The following is a 19,511-nucleotide window of genomic DNA, read 5'->3' as shown; positions in this document are numbered from 1 at the left end:
GGTGGATCTTGGTTGCGGTGCGGTGCACGCAAATCTGAGGTGCCCGAAAAGGGCTGGCCGCGGCTTTGCAGCCACGGCTTGTTGTGTCTTGCTGTGGAGAGGCGGCGGGAGTGCCGGCCTCATCGCGGGTGAACCCGCTCCCACAGGGTCCGCAGTGGTGCGGAAAACGCGTTGAGGCTTCCCGCAGGAAGCCTCGGCCTGGCCTTACTGGCAGGCTTCGCAATCCGGCTCGTCGATCGCGCAGGCCTTCGGCACTGGCGCAGGGCCGGCTGCCTGGACCGGGGCGCTGTCGCCACCGCTGGAAACGGCGTTGAGCTTGCCGGTGTTGATGGTCGACTTCTCGGTGCTGGTCGCGGCCAGGGCACGGAGGTAGTAGGTGGTCTTCAGACCACGGTACCAGGCCATGCGGTAGGTCACGTCCAGCTTCTTGCCCGAGGCGCCGGCGATGTATAGGTTCAGCGACTGGGCCTGGTCGATCCACTTCTGGCGACGCGAGGCGGCATCGACGATCCACTTGGTCTCGACTTCGAACGCGGTGGCGTACAGGTCCTTCAGCTCTTGCGGAATACGCTCGATCTGCTGCACCGAACCGTCGTAGTACTTCAGGTCGTTGATCATTACCGAGTCCCACAGGCCACGGGCCTTCAGGTCGCGGACCAGGTACGGGTTGATCACGGTGAACTCGCCCGACAGGTTCGATTTCACGTACAGGTTCTGGTAGGTCGGCTCGATGGACTGCGACACGCCGGTGATGTTGGCGATGGTCGCGGTCGGCGCGATGGCCATGATGTTCGAGTTACGAATACCTTTCTTGACGCGCTCGCGCACCGGGGCCCAGTCCAGGGACTCTTCCAGGTTGACGTCGATGTACTTGGCGCCACGGGCCTCGATCAGGATCTGTTGCGAATCCAGCGGCAGGATGCCCTTGGACCACAGCGAACCCTGGAAGGTCTCGTACGCACCGCGCTCGTCGGCCAGGTCGCAGGACGCCTGGATGGCGTAGAAGCTGACCGCTTCCATCGACTTGTCGGCGAACTCGACGGCAGCATCGGAGCCGTACGGAATGTGCTGCAGGTACAGCGCATCCTGGAAGCCCATGATGCCCAGGCCGACCGGGCGGTGCTTGAAGTTCGAGTTACGCGCTTGCGGCACCGAGTAGTAGTTGATGTCGATCACGTTGTCGAGCATGCGCACGGCGGTGTTCACGGTGCGTTGCAGCTTGGCGGTATCCAGCTTGCCGTCGACGATGTGGTTCGGCAGGTTGATCGAGCCCAGGTTGCAGACCGCGATCTCGTCCTTGTTGGTGTTCAGGGTGATCTCGGTGCACAGGTTCGAGCTGTGGACCACGCCCACGTGCTGCTGCGGCGAACGCAGGTTGCACGGGTCCTTGAAGGTCAGCCACGGGTGGCCGGTCTCGAACAGCATCGACAGCATCTTGCGCCACAGGTCTTTGGCCTGGATGGTCTTGAACACCTTGATCTTGTTGTACTCGGTCAGGGCTTCGTAGTACTCGTAGCGCTCTTCGAAGGCCTTGCCGGTCAGGTCGTGCAGGTCTGGCACTTCCGAAGGCGAGAACAGGGTCCACTTGCCGTCATCGAAGACACGCTTCATGAACAGGTCAGGGATCCAGTTGGCGGTGTTCATGTCGTGGGTACGACGACGGTCATCACCGGTGTTCTTGCGCAGCTCGATGAATTCTTCGATGTCCAGGTGCCAGGTTTCCAGGTAGGCACACACGGCGCCCTTGCGCTTGCCACCCTGGTTGACGGCAACGGCGGTGTCGTTGACCACTTTCAGGAACGGAACCACGCCCTGGGATTTGCCGTTGGTGCCCTTGATGTAGGAGCCCAGTGCACGCACAGGGGTCCAGTCGTTGCCCAGGCCACCGGCGAATTTCGACAGCATCGCGTTGTCGTGGATCGCGTGGTAGATGCCCGACAGGTCGTCCGGCACGGTGGTCAGGTAGCAGCTGGACAGCTGCGGGCGCAGGGTGCCGGCGTTGAACAGGGTCGGGGTCGAGGCCATGTAGTCGAAGGACGACAACAGGTTGTAGAACTCGATGGCACGGGCTTCTTTGTCTTTCTCTTCCAGCGCCAGGCCCATGGCCACACGCATGAAGAACACCTGTGGCAGCTCGAAGCGCACGCCATCCTTGTGGATGAAGTAGCGGTCGTACAGAGTCTGCAGGCCCAGGTAGGTGAATTGCTGGTCACGCTCGTGGTCGATGGCCTTGCCCAGGCGCTCCAGGTCGTAGCCTTTCAGGGCCGGGTCCAGCAGCTCGAACTCGACGCCTTTCTCGACATAGGCCGGCAGGGCCTTGGCGTACAGGTCGGCCATTTCGTGGTGGGTGGCGCTCTCGGCCACGTTCAGGAAGCCCAGGCCTTCGGCACGCAGGGTGTCCATCAGCAGGCGGGCGGTCACGAACGAGTAGTTCGGCTCGCGCTCTACCAGGGTACGGGCGGTCATCACCAGGGCAGTGTTGACGTCCTTGATGGCCACGCCGTCGTACAGGTTCTTCAGGGTATCGCGCTGGATCAGGTCGCCATCGACTTCGGCCAGGCCTTCGCAGGCTTCGCTGATGATGGTGTTCAGGCGGGCCATGTCGAGCGGCGCCAGGCTGCCGTCGGCCAGGGTGATGCGAATGCTCGGGTGCGGCTCGACCACGGACTCGGCGTTCACGCGGGTGGCACGCTCCTTGGCGCGCTGCTCACGGTAGATCACGTAGTCACGGGCGACCTTCTGCTCGCCGGCGCGCATCAGGGCCAGTTCGACCTGGTCCTGGATTTCTTCGATGTGGATGGTGCCACCCGATGGCATGCGACGCTTGAACGTGGCGGTGACCTGCTCGGTCAGGCGCGCGACGGTGTCGTGGATGCGCGACGAAGCGGCGGCGGTGCCGCCTTCAACTGCGAGGAACGCCTTGGTGATGGCCACGGTGATCTTGTCGTCGGTGTAGGGGACGACAGTGCCGTTACGCTTGATCACGCGCAGTTGGCCGGGAGCGGTGGCGGCCAGATCCTGGTTGGAATCGGCGGCCTGCGGCACCTTGGCCTGCGGGTTCTCGCGAGTTGTGTCGGTTTGCATGGGTGGGTGTCTCCACAGTTTCTATATTGTTCAGGCGCCTTTTGGGCGCCCACCGTTCCGTCCACTTGCTCGATGGCCTGGCGGGGATGGGCAATGCATGCGCATCCGCCCGCGCGGGCGTACCAACTTCGGGACAGACTCAGGAAAAAGGGGCAATGGCTCGCCGCTCCCTGGCCGAAGTCAAAGGTTCTGGGCCGGGCCCAAAAACTGTTGCTGATGGATGCCAGGCCTGGCCTGCAACACCCATACCCGAACAAGGCCCTGGAGGGGCTTGCCTCGGTCGCCTCCGCAGGAGCGGTTTGGCTGCTGGAATCACTTGAAGTTCACCCGATAAATCGCTTGATTTTGCGGGTTGACTTTTGTGTGTGATTTTGCACGAAACCCTATATCTAGTGGTTCGCTGCGATCGGGATACAAGATAATGCGGTATCGGGGGCTTTGCAAGGCGAGCGCCTGTGGATAACTTGTGCGTACTTTGTGAGTGAATGGTGGGTATTCGCTGTAGGCCTTGTGCCAAGTGGTTTGCAGTATTTTTCTGCGTCTTGCAGCCCCGGGGCAGAATTTTTCGGGCGCGAACCCTATCACAAAAAACGGTTCAGTCGAGGGGCTGCGAGGCGGCTTGGCAGTGCCGGGGGTGGGACGTAGTATCCGAAGCAGATGTTGCCTTTTGGTTAAAGGGTTATGTTGCCTGCACCGACCCCTTCGCAGCACAAGGCTGCTCCTACCGGGGAGCGCCATACCTTGTAGGAGCAGCCTTGTGCTGCGAAGGGGCCGGTACAGGCAACAGAAGAACAACAAGATAAGGCACAAGCCATGGACCACCCCGCACCCCGCATCCTCATCGTCGAAGACGACCAGCGCCTGGCCGAGCTCACCGCCGAGTACCTGCAGGCCAACGGCTACGAAATCAGCGTCGAGGGCGATGGCGCCCGCGCCGCGCGGCGCATCGTCGACAGCCAGCCCGACCTGGTCATTCTCGACCTGATGCTGCCCGGCGAGGACGGCCTGAGCATCTGTCGCCGGGTGCGCAGCCAGTACCCCGGCCCAATCCTCATGCTGACCGCCCGCAGCGATGAACTCGACCAAGTCCAGGGCCTGGACCTTGGGGCCGATGACTATGTCTGCAAACCCGTACGCCCACGGCTCCTCCTTGCGCGTATCCAGGCACTGCTGCGCCGCAGCGAAGCACCGGACAGCAAGCGCCAGGACCTGGCCTTCGGCGCGCTGCGCATCGACAATCGCCTGCGCGAGGCGCGCCTGGGCGAACAGCTGATAGAGCTGACCGGCGCCGAATTCGACCTGCTCTGGCTGCTGGCCAGCAATGCCGGCCGGGTGCTGACGCGCGAGCAGATCTTCACCGCGCTACGGGGGGTCGGCTACGACGGGCAGGACCGCTCCATCGACATACGCATTTCCAAGATCCGCCCAAAGATCGGCGACGACCCGCTCCAGCCAAGGCTGATCAAGACACTTCGCAGCAAGGGCTACCTGTTCGTCGGCGAGGCCCCATGAACAATTCGATCTTCCTGCGTATCTATGGCGGCATGCTGGCCGTGCTGGTGCTGGTGGCCCTGCTCGGTGTACTCAGCCTGCACCTGGTCAACGAAGTGCGTGCCGCCCAGCACCGAGAAGGCCTGGCCCAGGGCACCTTCAGCCTGATGGCCGACAACCTGGCGCTGCAGAACGATACCGAGCGCAAGCGCTCGCTGCTGATCTGGGAGCGCCTGCTCGGCGTGCCACTGGCGCTGCAGCCCATGACCGCGCGCACACTCGATGGCGGTCAGCGGGCGCGCCTGTACCGCGGGCTGGTGGTGGTCGAGAAGACCGGCCCGCATGCGGCCGAGGTGCTACGCAAGGTCGGCCAGGAAGACCTGATGCTTGTGGCGCAGATCAAACAGATCAGCGAGCAACTGGCGCGGGCCACCCTCTATCTGCTGGCCGACGAACTGGTGCGCTACCCGGTGACCGAACAGCAGCAGCGCCTGGCACAGATCAAGAAAGAAAAGGGCTTCGGCTTTGGCGTGGCCTTGCAGCGCATCGAGCGGGTGAGCCTGGACGATGACCAGCGGCGCCGGGTCGAGGAGGGCGATACGGTCATGGCCCTAGGCAAGGATGGCGACTCGATCCGTGTGTTCGCCGGGCTGGCGGGTTCGCCCTGGGTGCTGGAAATCGGCCCGCTGTACCAGCTCAACCCCTATCCGCCGCAGTTGCTGATCCTGATAACCTTTCTTGGTCTGTGCCTGATCGGCCTGGTGGTCTACCTGCTGGTACGCCAACTGGAGCGGCGCGTGTCGGGCCTGGAGATTGCCGCCACGCGCATCGCCCAAGGCAGCCTGGACACCCGCGTGCCGGCCGGCGGCGCCGACTCGGTGGGGCGTCTGGCCGCGGCCTTCAACGGCATGGCCGAGCACCTGCAGCGCTCGCTGACCATGCAGCGCGAACTGGTGCGGGCGGTTTCCCACGAGCTGCGCACGCCAGTGGCACGTCTGCGCTTTGGCCTGGAGATGATCGAAAGTGCCACCACCGAGCAGGCCCGGGCCAAGCACCTGGCGGGCATGGATGGCGATATCCAGGACCTCGACAAGTTGGTCGACGAGATGCTCACCTACGCCCGCCTGGAGCAGGGCGCGCCGGCGCTGAAGTTCGAGCGGGTAGACCTGGATGCCTTGCTCGACCGGGTGATCGAAGAACTCGCGCCGTTGCGTGCCGAGGTAAGGGTGGTGCGCGGTGAGTGCCAGGGCGCCGCTGGCGAAGGCGCCTGGGTCGAAGCTGAACCGCGCTACCTGCACCGGGCGCTGCAGAACCTGGTGGGCAACGCCATGCGTCACGCCGAGGCCGAGGTGCGCCTGAGCTACCAGTTGGGGCAGCAACGCTGCCGCATCGATGTGGAGGATGACGGCCCGGGGATCCCCGAGGGCGTCTGGGACCGTATCTTCACACCGTTCACCCGCCTCGACGACAGCCGTACCCGCGCTTCGGGCGGGCATGGCCTGGGCTTGTCGATCGTGCGGCGGATCATCTACTGGCACGCGGGCCGAGCCACGGTGGGGCGCAGCGCCGCGCTGGGTGGCGCCTGCTTCAGCCTGAACTGGCCACGGCAGCAGGCACCGCTGTGACGGTCAGACGCTGACCAGGCTGAGCAGGTGGCCGTCCTGCAGGCAGAACTGGCCCTGCAGTTCGGCGCCATGCCGCCACTGCGGCGACAGGTCGGTGAGCAGTCGCAGGCGGGCCAGGCCTTCGGCGGACCAGTCCAGTACTTCGGCATGCTCGAAGTAGAAGCGCTGGCGGGTCAGCGGATAGAGCGTCTTGAACAGGCTTTCCTTCAGCGAGAAGGTCAGGGTGACTGCAAGGCCTGGCTGGCGGCGGTCGAGGCGTTCGAGCTCGGGCGGGGTGAGGATTTCGCCCATCAGTCGCTCGGCACGCTGGTCATCCAGCAACGCTTCCTGATCCAGGCCCAGGCCCTGGCAACTGCCCTCGGCAGCAACCACGGCAGCAGCCCAGCCTTTACCGTGGGTGATCGAGCCGTGGATGCCGGCGGGCCAGATGGGTGAGCGGTCCTCGTGGGTGCCGGGCACGTAGTCACGGCCGTCCAGGCGCTGCAGCGCGGCGCGGGCACATACCCGGCCAGCCAGGTACTCGGCCTGACGCTTGGCCACCGAGCGCTGCAGGCTGGCGCCTGGCACGACGCCGGCGCGCTGGAAGTCGTCGGGTGCCAGGCGGGTGGGGTCGAAGTAGCAACTGACCAGCACTGCGCCGGGTAGGGGGCGGGGCAGGGGCCAGTGGTGCTGGAGCGGGGCGCAGCAGGCGGGGAGTGTGTTCATGGGGGGGTATTGTGCCAGCCGAGGCGACGGTGTGGGAGATCGGATCGCAGGGGCTGCTTTGCAGCCCAATCGCCGGCAAGCCAGCTCCCACAGGTACAGGGCACGGCCCAAGCTTTGCGCGGCCCCTGTGGGAACTGGCTTGCCGGCGATTGGGCCGCAAAGCGGCCCCTCGCGTTGTTTACTTGAACACCTTCTTGAAGAACGCCTGCATATCCGCCCACGATCTTTCATCCGCCGCCTTGTTGTAGCCGATATCCGGCCCGCCATGCTCGCCATGGCTCAGCCGGTCTGCATCCGGGTTGGTAAACCCATGCTTGGCCCCTTCGATACTGACAAACTCATAGTTGACCTTGGCTGCATCCATCTCGGCCTTGAATGCCTCCACCTGCTGCTGAGTAACCATGCTGTCTGCCGCGCCGTGCTCGACCAGGATCTCCGCGCGTACCACCCCAGGCCTGGCCGGGGTCTGGGTGGCCAGTGCGCCATGGAAGCTCACCACGCCGTCCAGCTTTTCGCCGCGGCGTGCGGCATCCAGTACCACCTTGCCGCCGAAGCAATAACCGACCGCCCCCAACTGGTGCTTGTTGGTGTTCGGCTGCAGTTTCAGTAGTTCAAGGCCGGCATCGAAGCGCCGCTCCGCGGCCTTGGGGTCTTTCATCGCTGCTGTCATGAATGCCTTGGCGTCGGCAGGGTGCTCGGTTTGCTTGCCGTCGCCATACATGTCGATGGCCAGGGCGTTGTAGCCCAGTGCTGCCAGGTCGCGGGCGCGGCGCTTGGCATAGTCGTTCAGCCCCCACCATTCATGCACCACGACAATGCCGGGGCGCTTGCCTTCGATGGCGTCGTCATAGGCGTAGTAGCCGACCAGGCGATTGCCGTCGGCGTCCTGGTAGGGGATCTCGCGGGTTTGTACCGCCGCTTGGGCGAGGGCGGCGCTGCACATCAGGGTCAAGGCCAGCAGGGCGCGCATGGTCACTACTCCTTGTTCTTCAAACGGTTCGTTCAGCCGGGGTTCAGCCAGGGTTCAGTCGCGGTTCAGGGTGCCCTGCTTACTCTAGCTTCCAGACCGAAACAGCGCACTCAACTGGAGTATCCAGCCATGAAAACCTTCAACACCCTGCTTGCCGCCATGGCCGTCTGCGCCGCTGGCATTACCACCGCACAGGCCGCTGACGACAACTTCGCCAGCCTGACCTACGGCCAGACCAGCGACAAGGTTCGCAAGTCCGGCCTGCTGCAGCGCAACACCGACCACCTCAACGCCGACGGCATCATCGGCAAGGACGACACCTGGGGCGTGCGAGTGGGCAAGATCAATGACCAGGGCCGCTACTACATGACTTACGACAATGTCTCGGGCGACCACAGCGGCCTGAAGCTGCGCCAGGAAAACCTGCTGGGCAGCTACGACCTGTTCCTGCCGGTGGGAGATACCACCAAGCTGTTCGGCGGCGGCAGCCTGGGCGTGACCAAGCTGACCCAGGACTCGCCGGGGGCCAGCCGGGATACCGACTACGGTTACGCCTATGGCCTGCAGGCCGGCGTGATCCAGGACATCACCGACAAGGCTTCGGTGGAACTGGGCTACCGTTACCTGCGTACCAATGCTGCTACCGAAGTGGGTGCGCACGGCGGGCCGAAGGACGGCACCCTGCGCCTGACCAGCAGCGCGCAGACCTACCTGGCTGCAAGCTACAAGTTCTGACGGGCGAGCCGGGTTATCCTGTACCGGCCCTTTCGCGGGCACGCCCGCTCCCACAGGTACTGCACGAGCCTTGGAGCCTGTGCGATCCCTGTGGGAGCGGGCGTGCCCGCGAAGAGGCCGGTACAGGCAATACATATCAAGGAGCTGCACATGAAACTGCTGGTGGTCGAGGACGAAGCCCTGCTTCGCCATCACCTCTACACCCGCCTGGGCGAAGGCGGCCATGTGGTCGAGGCGGTCGCCGATGCCGAGGAGGCGCTTTACCAGGCCGGGCAATACCACTTCGACCTGGCCATCATCGACCTGGGCCTGCCCGGCATCAGCGGGCTGGAACTGATCACGCGCCTGCGCAGCCAGGACAAGACCTTCCCCATTCTCATCCTCACCGCCCGCGGCAACTGGCAGGACAAGGTCGAGGGCCTGGCCGCCGGTGCCGACGACTACCTGGTCAAGCCGTTCCAGTTCGAAGAACTCGAGGCACGCCTGAACGCCCTGCTGCGCCGCTCCAGCGGCTTCACCCAGTCGACCATTGCCGCCGGCCCGCTGGTGCTCGACCTCAACCGCAAGCAGGCGACGCTGGACGAGCAGCCCCTGGCCCTGACCGCCTACGAATACCGCATCCTCGAATACCTCATGCGCCATCACCAGCAGGTGGTGGCCAAGGACCGCCTGATGGAGCAGCTGTACCCAGGTGACGAGGAACGCGACCCCAATGTCATCGAAGTGCTGGTCGGCCGCTTGCGGCGCAAGCTCGAGGGCGAGCACGGCTTCAAACCGATCGACACTGTGCGCGGCCTGGGCTACCTGTTCACCGAGCGCTGCCGATGATCCGTTCGCTGCGGGTGCGCCTGATGCTGGCGGCCGCGGTGCTGGCGCTGCTGTTCATGCTGGCGTTGCTGCCGGCCTTGCAGAAGGCCTTCAGCCTGGCCCTGCAGGAGTCGATCGAACAACGCCTGGCCTCGGATGTGACCACGCTAATTTCCGCAGCGCGTATCGAACACGGCCAATTGCAGATGCCGACGCTGCTGCCGGACGAGCGCTACAACCTGCCGTACACCGGCTTGCTCGGCTATATCTTCGACCGCGACGGCAAGCTGGTCTGGCAGTCGCGGGCAACCGCCGCGCAAAACATCAACTACCGCCCACGCTACGACGGCCGCGGCAACGAATTCGCCCGCATTCACCAGGCCGACGGCGAAGAGTTCTTTGTGTACGACGTCGAGATCAAGCTGCTAGGTGGCCAGAGCGCCGCCTATAGCATCGTTGCCTTGCAACCTGTGCGCGAGTACCAGCACACCCTTGATGGCCTGCGCGAAAAGCTCTACCTGGGCTTTGGCGCGGCCTTGCTGGCGCTGCTGGTGCTGCTGTGGGCCGGTTTGACCTGGGGCTTGCGGTCGTTGCGCCGGCTCAGTCGCGAGCTGGACGACGTGGAGTCGGGAGTGCGGGATGGCCTGAGCGGCGAACACCCACGGGAGCTGCTGCGTCTGACCGGCTCGCTGAACCGCCTGTTGCGCAGCGAGCGCGAGCAGCGTCAGCGCTACCGTGATTCGCTCGATGACCTGGCGCACAGCCTGAAGACGCCGCTGGCGGTGTTGCAAGGGGTGGGCGAAAGCCTGCAGCAGCGTAGCGGCGAGCGCGAGCAGGCGCGCGTGCTGCAGAGCCAGATCGAGCGCATGAGCCAGCAGATCGACTACCAGTTGCAACGCGCCAGTCTGCGCAAGAGCGGCCTGGTACGCCACAGCGTGTTGCTGCGGCCGTTGCTCGAAAGCCTGTGCAGCACCTTGGCCAAGGTGTACCGGGACAAGCGGGTGGAGGTGACGCTGCAACTGCCCGATGCGGCGCAGGTGCCGATGGAGCAGGGCGCGTTGCTGGAGCTGCTGGGCAACCTGCTGGAGAACGCCTACCGCCTGAGCTTGCGCCAGGTGCGCGTGAGCCTGGAGCAGGCGCCTGGGCAGTTGACCTTGTGCATCGAGGACGACGGGCCGGGGGTGCCGGCGGACCAGCGTGAGCGGATTCTGGAGCGTGGGGAGCGGCTGGACAGCCAGCACCCGGGGCAGGGGATCGGGCTGGCGGTGGTCAAGGATATCGTCGACAGCTATGACGCCGAGCTGAGCCTGGGGGATTCTCCTCTGGGGGGCGCTGCGTTCAGGATTACCTTCAACCTCGAGTGATTTGCTGGCTTGGCCGGCCTCTTCGCGGGTTTACCCGCGCCGGAACAGGCAAACCACAATGGGCGGATTCCCGCCAATGCCCATGTACAAATCCCGCCACCGGGCGGAAATCCGCCAGCCTTCCTCAGGCAATTCGCCCCGTCGTTGGGCGTTTATCCCTCGCAAATACGGCACTTGCACCCTTCGTGGGCATTTTGGCACCACCCTTGCTATTGATCCTCGCAGAGGCCTGCCCAGGCAGCTCGAACACAACGACAAATCCCTCCGGGTGCAGGAGGGTTAGCGATTCAGGTGCCCCATCGCCCTGGGAAGGGTGAACCGGCACACTTGAGGAAAATTAGCCATGACGACACGTCAGCCGCTGTACAAATCCCTGTATGTCCAGGTGTTGGTCGCCATCACCATCGGTATCCTGCTCGGCCACTACTATCCGGAGACGGGCGTCGCCCTCAAACCCTTGGGGGACGGCTTCGTCAAACTGATCAAGATGGTCATCGCCCCGATCATCTTCTGCACCGTGGTCAGCGGCATCGCCGGCATGCAGAGCATGAAGTCGGTCGGCAAGACTGGCGGCTACGCGCTGCTGTACTTCGAAATCGTCTCCACGGTCGCCCTGATCATCGGCCTCGTCGTTGTCAACGTGGTCAAGCCGGGCGCTGGCATGCACATCGATGTCAGCACCTTGAACGCCAGCAGCGTGGCTGCCTACGCCGCCGCCGGCGCGCAGCAGACCACTGTCGGCTTCCTGCTCAACGTCATCCCGAACACCGTGGTCGGCGCCTTCGCCAACGGCGACATCCTGCAAGTGCTGATGTTTTCCGTGCTGTTCGGCTTCGCCCTGCACCGCCTGGGCAGCTATGGCAAGCCGGTGCTGGACATGATCGACCGCTTCGCCCATGTCATGTTCAACATCATCAACATGATCATGAAACTGGCCCCGGTCGGTGCCTTCGGTGCAATGGCCTTCACCATCGGCCAGTACGGCGTTGGCTCGCTGGTGCAACTGGGCTACCTGATGGCCTGCTTCTACATCACCTGCCTGCTGTTCGTGCTGGTGGTGCTGGGCGGTATCTGCCGCGCCCACGGCTTCAGTGTCCTCAAGCTGATCCGCTACATCCGTGAAGAACTGCTGATCGTGCTGGGTACTTCGTCCTCGGAGTCGGCCCTGCCACGCATGCTAGCCAAGATGGAGCGCCTGGGTGCGAAGAAGTCGGTGGTTGGCCTGGTGATCCCGACCGGTTACTCGTTCAACCTCGATGGCACCTCGATCTACCTGACCATGGCTGCGGTGTTCATCGCCCAGGCCACTGACACCACCATGGACATCACTCACCAGATCACCTTGCTGCTGGTGCTGTTGGTGGCTTCCAAAGGTGCTGCCGGTGTTACCGGTTCGGGCTTCATCGTCCTGGCCGCCACCCTGTCGGCCGTTGGCCACCTGCCGGTTGCCGGCCTGGCGCTGATCCTCGGCATCGACCGCTTCATGTCCGAAGCCCGCGCGCTGACCAACCTGGTTGGCAACGCCGTTGCCACCGTGGTCGTGGCCAAGTGGGTGAAGGAAATGGACGACGACAAGCTGGCATCGGAGCTGGCCTCCGGTGGTGCGCCGCTGGTCGATACCCGTCCGACCGACGACCTGGGCGTGGCTGAAGGCCCGGCTCGTTGATCGCGGGATGGTGAAAAGAAAAAGGCGACCTCAGGGTCGCCTTTTTTGTGGGTGATTATTGTGCTTTCAGGCCCGGCCCTATCGCCGGCAAGCCAGCTCCCACAGGGCCACCACAGGCGTGAGCATTGTGAGGTCCCTGTGGGAGCTGGCTTGCCGGCGATAGGGCCGGGCCTGTGATCTTCAATCTTTCACCACCTCCAGCACCCGGATCACGTCCGGCTGCGGGTAATGCCACCTTACTTGCACATCCCAAAACTTCACCCCATACACCCGCTCGGCCGGTGGCACCTGGTAGGCCGGCCGTGGGTCCTGCGCCAGGCACTGCTCGATCAGCTCCACTAGCGGTTCACCCAGGCGCAGTGCATGTTCGCGGGCCTGGGGCAGGGCGTTGTCGCCCCACTGCACGGCGATCGCGGCAGGCGCTTGGCTGGCCATCTGGTTGCTGGCGCCAGGGATGCTATCGGCGTACGGCACATACGGTTTGATGTCCAGCACCGGCGTACCGTCGAGCAGGTCGATACCAGACAGCAGCAGGCGCCCTGGCTCCACGCCTTCCAGGCGCACCACCGACTGGCCGATGCCATTGGGCCGGTGAGTGGCGCGGGTGGCGAACACACCCATGCTCTTGTTGCCACCCAGGCGCGGTGGCCGCACCTTCAGGCGAGGTTTGTCTTCCAGTGCCTGGTGGAACAGGAACAGCAGCCAGACATGGCTGACCTGTTCCAGCCCCTCGACCGCATCGCCCTGGTCGAACGGCGGCAGCAGCTCGAGCACACCGCGTGCGGCGGGCGCCAGTTGCGGCTGGCGCGGGATGGCGAACTTCTCCTTGAAACAGGAGCGGATGATGCCGACCGGGGTAACCGAATGCTGCATGGCCAATCAGCCGCGCACGCGCAGGGTCAGGCCCTTGAGGAAGTTGCGCAGCAACTGGTCGCCGCACGGGCGGTAGTTGTCATGGCCGGCCTTGCGGAACAGTGCGCTGAGCTCGGGCTTGCTGACCGGGAAGTTGACCGACTTGAGGATGGCATGCAGGTCGTCTTCCTTGAGCTCGAAGGCCACCCGCAGCTTCTTGAGGATGAGGTTGTTGGTCACCGGCAGCTCGATCGGCTGCGGCGGGCGGCTGTCATCCTTGCCGCGGCGGTAGATCACCAGGCCGTCGAGAAAGTGCGCCATGACCCGTTCCGGGCAACGCACGAAGCCTTCCTCGTCTTCCTTCTTCAGGTAGGTGGCCAGCACCAGGGGATGCACGTCGAGGCCGGATAGCCCGATGATTTCGGCCATCTTGGCGTCATTCACCTTGAGCATGTAGCGCAGGCTGCGCAGGACGTCGTTGTGGTTCATTGTTGCAGAATCCTGTTCAGGTGCCGCACCTGTGGCGCGGCGTATTGCTTAGAAACGTTCGGTAGTGGCCAGGTAGCGCCACTGGCCCAGGGGCAGCTTGCCCATAGACACGCCGCCCAGGCGAATGCGGCGCATGCCTACCAGCTCCAGGCGCAGGTAGGCGCACAGCTCGGCGATCTGCCCGGGCTGCGGGTTTTTCAGGGCCATGCGCAGGTGGGTCTCGTTCTGCCAGCTGGCCTTGGCTTTAGGCAGCTCGCGGTCATTGCGGGTGGCACCGCGTGCCAGGCGTTCCAGCGCCTGGGGTGTGGTCTCGCCGCGCACTTCAACGATGAATTCCTGTTCCAGGCGGCGCAGGTCGGCTTCGATCTTGCGGGTTACCCGCCAGTCCTGGGTGAATACCTGCAGGCCGCTGGCACCGCGCTCCAGCGGCGCCACGCAGGCCTGCCGGGCAAAATGCCCGTGCAGTGCGCGCACGCCTTCGCGGTGGGTTTCGCTGAGGTTGCCCATGTTCATGCTGGCGCGGGCGGTTTCGCTGTCCACGTTGGCCGCCTGGTTCAGCAGCAGGGTTACTGGTTCCAGCGTTTCGGCACGGGCACCCGGCAGCAGTTCGACGCGCTGCTGCTCGACCTTGAACTGCGGTTGCTCGACCACCACGCCATCGACCGTGACCCAGCCGCCTTCGATATACAACTCGGCCTCGCGGCGGGAGCAGCCAAGCTGCTCGATAAGGCGTTTGGACAGGCGGACGGGTTCGGACATGACGGTAATTCGCAAAGGCAGGGAAAGACCTGCATTGTACCTGCCCGCGCGGCAGAGGGGCTGGGAATCTGTGTCATTTACGCCGTTTTGCGCAGGCGCATGTGCAGCAGCGGGTAGGGTTGCCCCAGGCCGTCGGTTTCCGAACGGCCGATCACCTCGAAGCCCTCATGCAGGTAGAAGCCCAGGGCTTGCGGGTTTTGTTCATTGACGTCCAGGCGCTCGGCATTCAGTTCGTCGATCGCATAGTGCAGCAGGCGCTTGCCAACCCCTTTGCCACGGTAGTCCGGTGCGACGAACAGCATGTCCACGCGCCCGTTGGCAACGCCGGCGAAACCACAGATGCGTTGGCGGTCCTTGCAGCAGATCAGCATCACTGCGTCGAGGTAGCGAAGCAGCACATGGTCGCGCAGCAAGGCAATATAGCTATCCGGCAAGAAGTCGTGGGTGGCGCGTACCGATTCTTCCCACACCTGTACCAGTTCGCCGTAGTCACTCAAGCGCGGGGTTTGCAGCGTCAGTACCGAATGCATGCCGGTGTTCCTCCATGACGATAAGGCAAACATAGCAGGTCAACCACCGGTCGGCTTCTCCGTGCGCTGCTTGAATCTCGGGGTTTGGCGGTCTATTAATTTCCTGTGGGAAAAATTCCCACAAAATGAAAAGCAAGAACCTGACACAGGATTCCCGGCTTGATTTGGCGTTCTCACGGCGACGACCTGGAGACGAAATATGCAAATCCATGTGCTGTTCAAAAAAGCGATATTGGCGGCTGCCGTTGCTGGCGTGCTGTCGACTTCCATCGTTCTGGTCCCTGACTCGATTTCCAATGGCTCCAGCGCCTACGCCAAGGATGGTGGTGGTGGAGGCGGTCACGGAGGTGGTGGTGGTGGTGGTGGTGGCCATGGTGGTGGTGGTGGCCATGGTGGCGGCGGCGGTGGTCACGGTGGCGGCGGTGGAGGCCACGGTGGTGGCGGTGGTGGTCACGGCGGTGGTGGTGGCGGCCATGGCGGTGGCGGTGGTGGTCACGGCGGTGGTGGTGGCGGCCATGGCGGTGAGGGCGGCGGCCACGGCGCTGGTGGGGATGGAGATGGCCATGCCGGCAACAGTGGGCGCGGCCATGACGGCTCCTCGAACTCTGGGCGCAGCGGCAACCACGCTGAAGCGGGTGACGATCATGGCAATCACGTTGGCGGTGAGCCTGGGGACGATCACGGCAATCACGTTGGCGGTGAGCCCGGTGACGATCATGGCAATCACGTTGGCGGTGAGCCCGGGGACGATCATGGCAATCATGTTGGCGGTGAGCCTGGCGATGACCACGGCAATCACGTTGGTGGTGAACCTGGTGATGATCGTGGCGACCATCTGGGTGGCGAACCGGGTGATGACAACAGCAGGAGCTGACTGGCTCTGAACGGTCTCATGCAGCGCCCACGGGGCGGGCCTGTATGAGGCCAGGTTCGGATACACGGCAGCCCCACTGAACGCGAATGCAATGAGCGCCGACGACTATCCCTTATCTCGTCAGGGATATGGTCACAGTTGGTGTGGGATCTTTTCCCGCGTCGTATACTGGGTTCATCCGTCAAGGAATGCGCTCAATGCAATCGCCTACCATCCCCCCTTCGATGTTAAGCGCACTGCGGCGTGTCATGCGTCCTCTGGTGCGCCTGATGCTGCGCAAAGGGGTCACCTACACGATGTTCGCCGACCTGCTCAAGGAAGTGTTCGTCGATGTGGCCCATCGCGAGTTTCGCCTGGAAGGTACAGTGCCGACCGACAGCCGCATCAGCCTGCTCACGGGCGTGCATCGCAAGGATGTCCGGCGTTTGCGTAGCGAGGGGGGCACATCGCTCGCCGCGCTGCCGGCAAACATTACGTTAGGTGCACAGTTGGTCAATATGTGGACCACTGGCAAGCCGTTCTGCTCGGAGCCTGGCCAGGCGCTGCCGTTGCCGCGTCTGGCGAGCGTTGGCGGCGATCGTTCCTTCGATGCGCTGGTGGCGAAGATCAGCACCGACATCCGCGGGCGGGTGGTGCTGGATGAGTGGTTGCGCCTGGGTATCGTCCGGCTCGACGAGCAGGACTGTGTCCACCTGGAAGCCCAGGCATTCTTGCCGCAGAAGGGCTTCGACGAAAAGGCCGCGTACTTTGGCCACAACCTGCATGACCATGCCTGCGCAGCAGTGCACAACCTGAGTGGGGACGGCCAGCCGTTCTTTGAACGCAGTGTGCACTACGACGCCTTGAGCCCGGCCAGCGTCGACCATTTGCGTGCAGCGGTGGACAAGGACGGCATGCAGATGCTGCTTGCCTTCAGCCGGCTCGCATCAGGCCTGGAAGATGCCAATGTGCCCAGCGCCGAGCAACGTCAGCGCATCACGGTAGGGCTTTATTTCTACACTGAAGCTACCGACCCCGATTTGTCGAAGACATCCGACCCATGACTTCCCTCGCGCGCTGCCTCAGTGTGGTCACACTGGTCCTGGGTTTCGGGCTGAACCTGGTGGCGCCTGCCGAAGTGGCCGCAGCACCGGTATGTGTCAGCCGTGACGAAGTGGGTATGGCGGGGGCGGCGGGCTTGCAGTTTCCCGGCGGTATTGGTGGTACCGGGGCCAGGACGGGCGGTGTCGGTGGTACCGGTGTACGCAGCGAAAACGGCGAAGTGGGTGGCACCGGTGCGCCGCTGCCGCAGCGTCCCGGCGGCACGGGCGGGACCGGTGCGGTGGCCGACGGTGTGGACGGTACCTTCATCGATCACGGTGGGGCAGGTGGTACCGGCGCACCGATCCTGCGCCCGGGTGGTACCGGTGGCACGGGCATCGTCGGCACCATTACCGGGTTCGCCTCGATCTGCGTCAATGGCCTGGAAGTGCACTTTGGCAAGGACGTACCGGTGAGTGAAAACGGTGCGCCTGCCAGTACCGCTCACCTGGCAATCGGCCAGGTTGTCGCGGTTGAGGCATTTGCCGGCAAACGCGGCCTGCAAGCAGGGCGCATCTCGATCCTCAACGTTTACGAAGGGCCGCTGACGGCACTGCCCAATGCATCGGCCCCCCTGCGGGTCATGGGCCAACCTGTGCGGCTAGCTGCAGGGGCGCGGGTGGCTGAAGGGTTGCGCCCGGGCGATCCGGTCAGGGTCAGTGGCCTGCGCGATGCTAGGGGCGAAGTGGTAGCCAGCCGTATCGAACGGGCGCCGGGGCTCAGGGAAGCCAGTGCCATCGGTGCGGTAGACCGTGCCGGCAGCCTCCAGGGGCTGAAGCTGGGAACCCGTGTGGCACCTGCGAGGGAAGTGCTGGTACGTGGGCAGTGGACCGGACGCCAGCTGGAAGTGGCGCAAACCCGCCCAGACCCGAGCCTGCCTTTTGCTGGCCGTGTGCAGACGGCGGTGATCGAGGGGCTGGTACAGCGCAGCCACGCTCAACAACTGGTGGTGGCAGGCATCAAGGTGACGCTGGGGCAGGGTACCGTGATCGTCGGCAAGCAGCCCGCGGCATTGGCGCTCGATCAACGTGTGCGGGTGAGCGGGGTCTTCAATGGCAAGCACGAGCTGCGGGCAACCCGCGTGGAGTTCGATGACGGCCGTGCCGACAACTCGGACAGGGGGCATTCGGGGCGTGGCAGCGGGCACGGCACCCGTGACGCTGAAGGTTCCAGCAATAGCGGGCACGGCGGACGAGATGCGACCAGTGATCGCATTGAAAGCAGTGATGACCACAGCGGGCACGGCGGTGTTGACGATTCCAGTGGTCGGGACGGTACTGAACGCGTGGACAAGTCCGGAAAGTCGGAACATGTCGACACCATGGAGCGACCCGAGAGCAGCAATAGCGGAAGCTCTGACCGGGTAGAGAAGGTCGAGCTCGAAAAGGTGGAAAAAATTGAAAAAGCAGAGAAGGTTGAAAAGGTAGAGAAAGTAGAAAAAGTAGAGAAGATCGAGAAAGCCGAGAAGCCCGAAAAGGTCGAGAAGATCGAAAAGCCTGAGAAAGTCGAGAAGGTCGAGAAAGTAGAGAAGGTCGAAAAGGTCGAAAGACCCGAGACAGTAGAGAAAGCCGAAAAAGTGGAGCATCCAGAGCGATCCAGGCATTAGGCAACTAGGCTGGGTAAGTGCGATCACCCTTCCCGTCCGGGATACCGAGGTGCAGATGAGACCCACGCTCCCTCTTTTCGCCTGCTTGCTGTCATGCGCCAGCGCGTCGGTCCTGGGCGATACCTTCAGCGCCGCCATAGGTATGGACTATTCAAGTGGCGACTATGGCACGGGTACAACCTCGGAAATCTGGTACATCCCCGTGGTCGGCAAGTATGAAACCGGCCCAATGACCTACAAGGTCACTGTGCCCTGGCTGCGCATCACCAACCCTGAAGTGGGCCCGAATGGTGACCCCTTGCCCGGTGGCTGCCGGGATGTGGAAAGCGGGCTGGGAGACACGGTTGCCAGCGCCGGTTACGCCCTGCTCGACGGCAGTGACGGTGGCCTGATGCTGGACCTGATCGGCAAGGTCAAATTCCCCACTGCCGATGAAGACCAGTGCCTGGGCACCGGTGAATACGACTACACCGGCCAGGTCGACATCGCCAAGGCCTTTGGCCCGGTGACCGGTTTCGCGACCTTGGGCTGGAAGAAGTTCGGCGACCCGCCCGACAGTGATTTCGACGACCCGATATTTGCCAGTCTCGGCTTTGCCATGCCCGTGGCTGCAGGTACTTCGGCGGGTGCCTCCTACGACTGGCGGCAGAAAGTCGTTTCGACGGGGGCGCAGATCAAGGAACTTACCCTGTTCCTGACACACAAGCTCAACCAGCAGTGGAAAGTGCAACTCTATGCAGTCAAAGGCTTCTCGGATGCCAGCCCGGATGCAGAGGGCGGCCTGATGCTTTTTCACGCGTTCTGACGAAAAAGCCCCTGGCCCGGGAGTTCCTTGTGGGGAATGGCGGGGCAGGGGCTTTTCAGTTTGCTGCTG

General features: G+C 63.7%; 17 protein-coding genes. 10 read left to right on the top strand and 7 right to left on the bottom strand.

All coding sequences use genetic code 11. The annotated features are described in order from the left end of the window. Positions 1-204: 204 nt before the first annotated feature. The gene (locus ACK56M_RS22845; protein WP_102084091.1) at positions 205-3,084 is read right to left on the bottom strand and encodes a ribonucleoside-diphosphate reductase subunit alpha; all 2,880 of its coding nucleotides are present in this window, start codon (positions 3,082-3,084) and stop codon (positions 205-207) included. Positions 3,085-3,897: 813 nt separating this feature from the next. On the opposite strand from ACK56M_RS22845, the gene ACK56M_RS22840 reads away from it, so the two are divergent. Together ACK56M_RS22840 and ACK56M_RS22835 are read left to right on the top strand one after the other, a co-directional pair. Then, positions 3,898-4,596, top strand: coding sequence for a response regulator transcription factor (locus ACK56M_RS22840; RefSeq protein WP_015271498.1), 699 nt, complete (start codon positions 3,898-3,900; stop codon positions 4,594-4,596). Then, complete coding sequence (locus tag ACK56M_RS22835; RefSeq protein WP_411959086.1) at positions 4,593-6,200, top strand: ATP-binding protein; 1,608 nt, start codon at positions 4,593-4,595, stop codon at positions 6,198-6,200. Before ACK56M_RS22840 ends, ACK56M_RS22835 begins: the two co-directional genes overlap by 4 nt. A gap of 3 nt (positions 6,201-6,203) precedes the next feature. On the opposite strand, the gene ACK56M_RS22830 is transcribed toward ACK56M_RS22835, so the two are convergent. Continuing rightward, a complete protein-coding gene (locus tag ACK56M_RS22830) occupies positions 6,204-6,905 on the bottom strand; it encodes a 4'-phosphopantetheinyl transferase family protein (protein WP_015271496.1) in 702 nt (233 codons plus the stop codon). A gap of 178 nt (positions 6,906-7,083) precedes the next feature. Continuing rightward, the gene (locus tag ACK56M_RS22825) at positions 7,084-7,875 is read right to left on the bottom strand and encodes a dienelactone hydrolase family protein (protein ID WP_015271495.1); all 792 of its coding nucleotides are present in this window, start codon (positions 7,873-7,875) and stop codon (positions 7,084-7,086) included. Between the two features lie 129 nt (positions 7,876-8,004). Between ACK56M_RS22825 and ACK56M_RS22820 the strand changes: the two genes are divergently transcribed. The 4 genes from ACK56M_RS22820 (at position 8,005) to ACK56M_RS22805 (ending at position 12,447) form a co-directional block, all read left to right on the top strand. Then, entirely contained in the window at positions 8,005-8,610 is a 606-nt protein-coding gene (locus ACK56M_RS22820; protein ID WP_013973837.1) for an outer membrane beta-barrel protein, read from the top strand. A gap of 150 nt (positions 8,611-8,760) precedes the next feature. Continuing rightward, positions 8,761-9,438 (top strand): response regulator, encoded by a 678-nt coding sequence (locus ACK56M_RS22815; RefSeq protein ID WP_004375868.1) that lies wholly within the window; start codon positions 8,761-8,763, stop codon positions 9,436-9,438. After that, positions 9,435-10,781, top strand: coding sequence for an ATP-binding protein (locus ACK56M_RS22810; protein WP_102085100.1), 1,347 nt, complete (start codon positions 9,435-9,437; stop codon positions 10,779-10,781). Before ACK56M_RS22815 ends, ACK56M_RS22810 begins: the two co-directional genes overlap by 4 nt. A 343-nt stretch (positions 10,782-11,124) precedes the next feature. Next, on the top strand, positions 11,125-12,447 hold the full coding sequence (locus ACK56M_RS22805; protein WP_015271493.1) for a dicarboxylate/amino acid:cation symporter: 1,323 nt from the start codon (positions 11,125-11,127) through the stop codon (positions 12,445-12,447). A gap of 180 nt (positions 12,448-12,627) precedes the next feature. Here ACK56M_RS22805 and tsaA read toward each other — a convergent pair whose 3' ends face one another. The 4 genes from tsaA to ACK56M_RS22785 form a co-directional block, all read right to left on the bottom strand. Next, positions 12,628-13,320, bottom strand: coding sequence for a tRNA (N6-threonylcarbamoyladenosine(37)-N6)-methyltransferase TrmO (gene tsaA / locus ACK56M_RS22800; RefSeq protein WP_054571834.1), 693 nt, complete (start codon positions 13,318-13,320; stop codon positions 12,628-12,630). Positions 13,321-13,326: 6 nt separating this feature from the next. Then, positions 13,327-13,788: a DUF1456 family protein gene (locus tag ACK56M_RS22795; RefSeq protein ID WP_015271491.1), complete on the bottom strand. Its 462-nt coding sequence runs from the start codon at positions 13,786-13,788 to the stop codon at positions 13,327-13,329. 48 nt (positions 13,789-13,836) lie between these two features. After that, complete coding sequence (locus ACK56M_RS22790; RefSeq protein ID WP_015271490.1) at positions 13,837-14,547, bottom strand: rRNA pseudouridine synthase; 711 nt, start codon at positions 14,545-14,547, stop codon at positions 13,837-13,839. A gap of 77 nt (positions 14,548-14,624) precedes the next feature. Then, positions 14,625-15,077 (bottom strand): GNAT family N-acetyltransferase, encoded by a 453-nt coding sequence (locus ACK56M_RS22785; protein ID WP_015271489.1) that lies wholly within the window; start codon positions 15,075-15,077, stop codon positions 14,625-14,627. A gap of 199 nt (positions 15,078-15,276) precedes the next feature. Between ACK56M_RS22785 and ACK56M_RS22780 the strand changes: the two genes are divergently transcribed. The 4 genes from ACK56M_RS22780 to ACK56M_RS22765 all read left to right on the top strand — a co-directional run bounded on the left by ACK56M_RS22780 (position 15,277) and on the right by ACK56M_RS22765 (position 19,442). After that, the gene (locus tag ACK56M_RS22780; RefSeq protein WP_254436679.1) at positions 15,277-15,951 is read left to right on the top strand and encodes a hypothetical protein; all 675 of its coding nucleotides are present in this window, start codon (positions 15,277-15,279) and stop codon (positions 15,949-15,951) included. 197 nt (positions 15,952-16,148) lie between these two features. Continuing rightward, on the top strand, positions 16,149-16,994 hold the full coding sequence (locus tag ACK56M_RS22775) for a DUF6502 family protein (RefSeq protein ID WP_100413313.1): 846 nt from the start codon (positions 16,149-16,151) through the stop codon (positions 16,992-16,994). Then, positions 16,991-18,637, top strand: a complete 1,647-nt coding sequence (locus ACK56M_RS22770) for a DUF5666 domain-containing protein (RefSeq protein ID WP_411959085.1) — start codon at positions 16,991-16,993, stop codon at positions 18,635-18,637. Before ACK56M_RS22775 ends, ACK56M_RS22770 begins: the two co-directional genes overlap by 4 nt. 55 nt (positions 18,638-18,692) lie before the next feature. Then, on the top strand, positions 18,693-19,442 hold the full coding sequence (locus ACK56M_RS22765; protein WP_039613960.1) for a hypothetical protein: 750 nt from the start codon (positions 18,693-18,695) through the stop codon (positions 19,440-19,442). Positions 19,443-19,511: the final 69 nt, after the last annotated feature.

This window comes from Pseudomonas sp. s4, from assembly GCF_046764235.1.
Classification (GTDB): domain Bacteria; phylum Pseudomonadota; class Gammaproteobacteria; order Pseudomonadales; family Pseudomonadaceae; genus Aquipseudomonas; species Aquipseudomonas asiatica.
The sequence above is the reverse complement of the archived record's forward strand: the minus strand, read 5'-3'. Positions and strand labels throughout refer to the sequence as shown.